This window comes from Evansella tamaricis (assembly GCF_019042215.1).
GTDB classification, from domain to species: Bacteria; Bacillota; Bacilli; order Bacillales; family Salisediminibacteriaceae; genus Evansella; species Evansella tamaricis.
On record NZ_JAHQCS010000070.1, the window covers coordinates 1 to 6,301 of the forward strand.

Sequence of the window (6,301 nt, forward strand, 5' to 3'; positions counted from 1 at the left end):
AAACATACTAACATTAGTAGTGCAGACCCTGGCCAGGGTTTGTGCTACTATTTTTTTATAGTAGAAGTGAAGTAAGGCCGACCAGCCTCTAGGACCATTTAAGAGTCCGTATTATAAACCGGCCGACTTCACACCCTTATTTGAATCAGTTTAGTATGTTGGGTCCTTAAGAGATCGAGTAAAAGAAAGTGGAATCGATAAGGCAATGTGAAGGCTTCTATGAATGGTAAGAGAAGGAGAAATGAACATGAAACATGTTCTAGCATTCGATGTTAGTATGGGGAAAAGTACAATGGTTATCTATAATCACTATAATAAATGTGAATATGAAGGCGAAATTACACATAATAAATCGTCCTTTAAAGCCTTGAATGAAAGGATTTGTGAAATCATTAAACGGGATGGTCAAGCACCTGAAATTGTATTTGAAGCATCAGGAGTGTATTCGAGACCATTAGAACAGTTTTTTCAAGCAGAAGGCTACACCTATCATAGAGTTAGCCCGTTAGAAGCGAATCTACAAACGGCTTCGATGCGTCGTCATAAGACAGATATAAGTGATGCTCATGGGCTTGCTAAATCTCATTTTCGAACAGAACGTTCTACGACATACCAGGAAGAAAACTACTATAAACAAATGCGCGCACTAACACGTTATTACGATGAACTAGATAGTGAAATTATAAGTCTATACAGTAGATTGCACGCTATTTTACAGCTTAGTTTTCCTGAATTAGAGCGTCTTTTTTCAAAACGTTCTGCTCTCTTTTTGAACGTCACTCAGCTTTTCCCACACCCAGATGAAGTATTGGCATGTTCTAAAACTGTAATACGAAATAAAATAAAAGGGAATACAAAAAAGAACATATCCCTTAAACGTGCAGAAGAAAAAGCAATAGAATTACTTCACGCAGCACAAGATTCCTATCCAGCAATATCAAAAGATGATGTTCGTTGTGACCAAATTCGGGATTATGCTATACGTATCACAGATCTTAAAGCGAAAAAAGACATGCTTATAAAACAGATGGTTGAACTTTCAAAAGATCGTATTGAGTATCAGGTATTACTTTCTTTTCCAGGGATTGGAGAGGTGACTGCTGTAAGACTAATTGGAGAACTAGGGGATCTACAACGCTTCCAGAACCATAAACAATTGAATGCATATGTTGGAATTGATATCATGCGTTATCAATCTGGTAATACATTTTATAAAGATAAAATAAATAAACGAGGAAATAACAAATTACGAAAACTATTGTACTACATGGTTCAATCGATGATTAAACTTCGTAAGAAGTCCAACAATCATATTGTAGAGTATTATGACAAATTAAAAACGCAACCTCAAGGCAAACCCCATAAAGTTGCGTCAATTGCATGTGTGAATAAGTTCTTGAAAGTGGCCTTTCATCTAATCACACACAACATCACCTATGATTACAATACAGCATCCATCTGTTCGTAATCAGTTATTTACACTATAACATAGATGACCTTTCGAAAAAACATAACTCGTCAGGTCTATTTGTCATTTCCAAAATGTTTTTTTGGGTGGGAGTGGTACCCCTCCCACCCAAAAAATAGTTATTAATTAATAAAAACACTTGACTGTAGGTAAGAAAGAGGCTGGGACAAAAGTGTTTTTATCAATGATAGTTGATTTAATCATTAGCTCTTGAAATATACTTCCATATGGTTGTCTATTGGTTCGGATTTTCGATTAAAACTTTAGTTTTGTCCAGCCTCCTTAACAAATATTACTCAAACGTTCCTCTTTTCAAAATTTCTTTGTTTTTTATCATCCACTTTCCCTTCGCCATTACCCCTTCTATTTCAAACTTCTTCTTGTTTAAGAATAGGAGATCAGCATCTTTTTCAACAGAAACCCTTCCTTTTTGAGGTAACTTTAATATATCAGCAGGATTTGATGTTGCAACTTTTAATACTTCTTCCAATGAAATACCTTCTCGTTTATAAGCTAACCTTATTTCATGAAAGAGACTAACGACTTTCCCCACTTCTAGACCTACTAATTCTCCCCGTTCATCAAATCGAGGTAAACTCCCTTGTCCATCGGAAGTAAACATAATTTGCTCAATAGGGACACCTTCTTTTAACATTGTGCTTAAACATTTACTGCTGCTTAATTCATTTTCCTCCCCAGCAACACTGCTAGTTGTTAAATCAACCAACCCACCACGCTTTGCATAATTAATACCCGCTTTTAGCAATTCATGATTACGATTAATGTGAGTGGGAAGGAACTGTTTTATAGGAAGATCCGTTGTATCAATCACATCTTCTAATAAAGATAATTTTGATCGACCATTTCCCACATGAATGGTGACAACTCCTCCCTTTCCAGAAAGGATACCACCGATTCTTGCCTCACTCGCGATCCGGGCTATTTCCTCCTTTGTGGGCTGTGAGGAACGGTGATCCGCTATGGCAATTTCACCTGCTCCAATGATTTCATTAATGAGCAAAATATCAGATTCTACAGAACCTGTTAACGTTTTTACTGGAACATGGTAATTTCCACTTTTACAATAACATGTAATTCCCTCTTCCGTTAATGCTTTTGCCTTCGCTAAAAGATTTGTCATGGTTCTAGTTGTTCCATCTGTTCCAATAACACCAACTACAGTTGTAATTCCCCCAATTAAGCAATCAGACAGCAGTAATTCCGGGGTTCTTGTTTTAAAGCTCCCTTCACCACCACCTCCAGTAATGTGAACATGTCCATCAATTAAACCAGGGACTATTGTCAAACCAGTTGCGTCAAATACTTCTACATAATCTTCTATTTCATCCATTGAGATATTATCTGAGATGGCCCCTATACGACCATCTACAACTAATATATCTTTTTCCCCTAAAAACTCTGGTGCATAAATTTCCCCGTTTTTTATGAGCTTAATCAACTTGTATCTCCTCCACTTTTATGGGTTAGTTTCATTTTAACATCTCCACATTCTTTGCCTAGAAAATTGAAAGAGGCTGGGACACAAGAAAGTGTTAAGGAAGAATGGGAACAATATCGATATGTCATCAATTCGTTCTGACTTCTCATGGATAAAAACACATTTTGTCCTAGCCTCTTATTATTATTTAATTTATACAAACAGGAGAACTGCAAAAGTAATCGATATCGTGCCTAACAATGCCAAAAAAACAGATGCACTTATCTCCTTTTTTAAATATAAACCTTTTGCCCCAAAAAATATCGCCGTCATAATACCCATGAATAAAATAGCATCAAATATGGGGTGGAATAGTGTTATTTGCAATGTGGTATGTTGATATATGGAAAAATTCGCGAAAATTGCGATACACCAACCTATAAATATTCCGATTCCTATGTAATTAAGTAATTTATTCATTCATTTTATCTCCTTTCTATTGTCATAACTAAATTTTTACACATTCCATTGTTTTTAGGAGTTTTTCTACGTAAAATAAATTCAAAAGTATGGTATTGTAGGAGGTTTTTATATGGATCTTTTTCTTCATTATTTATTAAATGTATTTATCATTTTAACTCCTATTTTTCTTTATGTCACGTTTTGGAATGACTTACGGTCTTTTCGTTACTCATCTTATAAGAGATTTATATACTTTCTTATCTGTTCCTCAGTAATGGTAACTCTTATGTATTTTTCAATAAAATCGTTTAATGGTGTTCCCTTTGACCTCCGTACAATACCTATATATATTGGAACGTTATTAGGTGGATTCCCTATAGGCATTAGTTTAGTTTTCCTACAAACTACTGCACATATACTCATTCATGGATTAGAATACTTAGCTTTTTTCTTCTTTGCACTTCTCTCATGTTTAACGATTTTATTGGCAGCTTACATAAAATCCAAATTTTATTTAACCTGGTCTAAACAAAAGCAATATATGTCTTCTATTATCATCTACTTCGTCCCACCACTTTTTATATTTCTTTTCCCATCCACTATTTTAACAATGCCAAGAATAGAAGCTTTTCAAACGATTTTGTTTTTTTCTTTAACTCATATTCCTACAGTTATTATTACTTTGTTACTCATTGATAAAATAAGAATGAACGAGCGTTTACAAAAGGACTTACAAAAAAGTGAACAATTACGTGTTGTAAGTGAGTTAGCAGCATCGGTTGCCCATGAAGTGCGAAACCCAATGACAGTTGCGAGGGGATTCATTCAACTGATTCATTCCAGATCGGATTTATCAGAAAATGAAAAACAATACTTATTATTAACGATCTCTGAACTTGACCGGGCTCAATCCATTATAAGTGATTATTTATCTTTAGCAAAACCGGAAATAAAGGTGAATAAACCAGTAAATGTATTCAAAGTATTGGATAAAGTACGGCATACAATTCAGGCTTATGCTTTAATGAATAATGTGAAATTAGATATGGAAGTCCCTAAAAACATTACTATATTAGGGAAAGAACAGGAATTAACACAGGTTATTTTAAACCTTGCCAAGAATGGCATTGAATCCATGGAAAACAGTGGCACATTAACTCTATCGGCCAAAGAAAATAAAGATCATGTGGATATAACCATTACAGATACTGGAGTAGGTATGTCTAAAGAGCAACTTAAACAACTTGGAAACGCTTATTATACCACAAAGGAAAAAGGAACTGGATTAGGCTTAATGATTTCTTATAATATAATTCACTCTTGGGGTGGAGATATCTATGTAAAAAGTAAATTAGGAGCTGGTACATCCTTCACCATTCACTTACCAAATTTATGTGATAATTTTGAAGATCTCGAATCCATCTTATCCAATAATATATCTTAATTTAAGGTGAAAAAATGGAAGGTTGTCCTTGGACAGCCTCCCGTTTTAAATGCTTAATTCCCTAAAACAATTTGTTGAAAGAATTGCTCATATACTTCTTCTTCGTATGGACCAACCATCCGTGGTTCCACTTCTTGACCATTTTCATAATGAATAAGAGTAGGTGTCCCTTCTATATTATAATCTCTCCAACCTTCTTCAAATTCAAGTACATTAAATAATTTGACATCCACACCTAGTTTTTCCGCAGCAGAAACAATTCTTGGTGTTGCAACAAGACAATATTCACACCTCGGGCTATAAAAATAAACAGTAACAGATTCTCCTGCTCCCATTAGTGAGGCTAACTCATCTGGCAGAATGATATTCTGGTAATTTGGGTCATCCAATTGTTTTATTGTTTCCGGGTCAAGACTAGTTTTCCCGAAAGGATTCCCTTCCGATTGTTGTTTTGACTGATATGAGGTAATAAATGCTAATGCTCCAAAAATAAAAATAATGATTAGAGCAAAGACAATAATTTTTTTCACAACACTCACTCCTTCGATGCTTTAATCACATAAATCATAATTAGTGAAATAGATAAGAATGCTATAAGTGCCAAGAATGGGATTGTTATAAACCCAAACCAATTGATGTACGCATAATTACACGGAATCATTCCACAAGCTTCTGCTCTTGCGCTTAAAGCTGGTATTTTTTCGAGCATATAATGATACGTTGATACTCCTAGTCCAATGAAACTTAACGGCAATGTATAATAGGCCTGTTTCGCATCTTTCTTAACGGATGCAATAGCTAACGTTATTGCCAGTGGGTACATAAAGATCCTTTGAACCCAACATAAACTACAAGGAATATAATTTTTGATTTCGGAAAAATATAAAGATCCAATCGTAGCTATTAATGCAATTGCCCATGCTATAAACATGGCATACTCTATTTTTTGCTCTTTCGTTATATTTGAATTCATTTTTATCCCCCACTTTTACAATCTGAATTAATAATATAACGAATTGGGACTAACGTATATACTATACAACAGTTTTCATAATTTATACAAAAGAAAAGCGCAAGCGCCTATGAACACGAGCGTAGGGCAGTGGAGGAATGACAACTAGAAGTCCGCTCTTTGACTTCGGTTGTCACTTCCGAAGTGCCCCGTAGCGAGTAGGCGATGGAGCTAGACAATAAGAAAAAGCGTATTCGCCTATGCTCACGAGCGTAGGGCAGTGGAGGAATGACAACTTGAAGTCCGCTCTTTGACTTCAGTTGTCATTTCCGAAGTGCCCCGCAGCGAGTAGGCGATGGAGCTAGACAATGCCCGAAGGTGCCAAAACTTATACGCTTCTCTTTAAAAAAGGCTATGTTAAAGGCTAATGTTGATTTTTAATAGGATGATTTTTAGCGAAATTCACGACTACTGTCTCTTCCTCTGCGAGCAAATGCTCCGAGGCGTATCCGTCGAGACAAATCGACGTATTTGCAG

General features: G+C 35.5%; 6 protein-coding genes. 2 read left to right on the forward strand and 4 right to left on the reverse strand.

Features of this window, described 5'->3' with window-relative positions; translation table 11 throughout:
• Positions 1-247 precede the first annotated feature (247 nt).
• Positions 248-1,468 (forward strand): IS110 family RNA-guided transposase, encoded by a 1,221-nt coding sequence (locus tag KS419_RS06540; RefSeq protein WP_246593679.1) that lies wholly within the window; start codon positions 248-250, stop codon positions 1,466-1,468.
• A gap of 292 nt (positions 1,469-1,760) precedes the next feature.
• On the opposite strand, the gene iadA is transcribed toward KS419_RS06540, so the two are convergent.
• The gene (iadA, locus tag KS419_RS06545) at positions 1,761-2,927 is read right to left on the reverse strand and encodes a beta-aspartyl-peptidase (RefSeq protein ID WP_217065266.1); all 1,167 of its coding nucleotides are present in this window, start codon (positions 2,925-2,927) and stop codon (positions 1,761-1,763) included.
• 192 nt (positions 2,928-3,119) lie between these two features.
• Entirely contained in the window at positions 3,120-3,386 is a 267-nt protein-coding gene (locus tag KS419_RS06550; RefSeq protein WP_217065267.1) for a hypothetical protein, read from the reverse strand.
• Between the two features lie 112 nt (positions 3,387-3,498).
• Between KS419_RS06550 and KS419_RS06555 the strand changes: the two genes are divergently transcribed.
• Positions 3,499-4,812 carry an ATP-binding protein gene (locus KS419_RS06555; protein WP_217065268.1) on the forward strand — a complete coding sequence of 438 codons (1,314 nt, stop codon included), beginning with the start codon at positions 3,499-3,501 and terminating at the stop codon, positions 4,810-4,812.
• 53 nt (positions 4,813-4,865) lie between these two features.
• On the opposite strand, the gene KS419_RS06560 is transcribed toward KS419_RS06555, so the two are convergent.
• Together KS419_RS06560 and KS419_RS06565 are read right to left on the reverse strand one after the other, a co-directional pair.
• Positions 4,866-5,342 (reverse strand): thioredoxin family protein, encoded by a 477-nt coding sequence (locus KS419_RS06560; RefSeq protein WP_217065269.1) that lies wholly within the window; start codon positions 5,340-5,342, stop codon positions 4,866-4,868.
• Positions 5,343-5,347: 5 nt separating this feature from the next.
• Positions 5,348-5,773 (reverse strand): disulfide oxidoreductase, encoded by a 426-nt coding sequence (locus KS419_RS06565; protein ID WP_217065270.1) that lies wholly within the window; start codon positions 5,771-5,773, stop codon positions 5,348-5,350.
• Between the last annotated feature and the right edge of the window lie 528 nt (positions 5,774-6,301).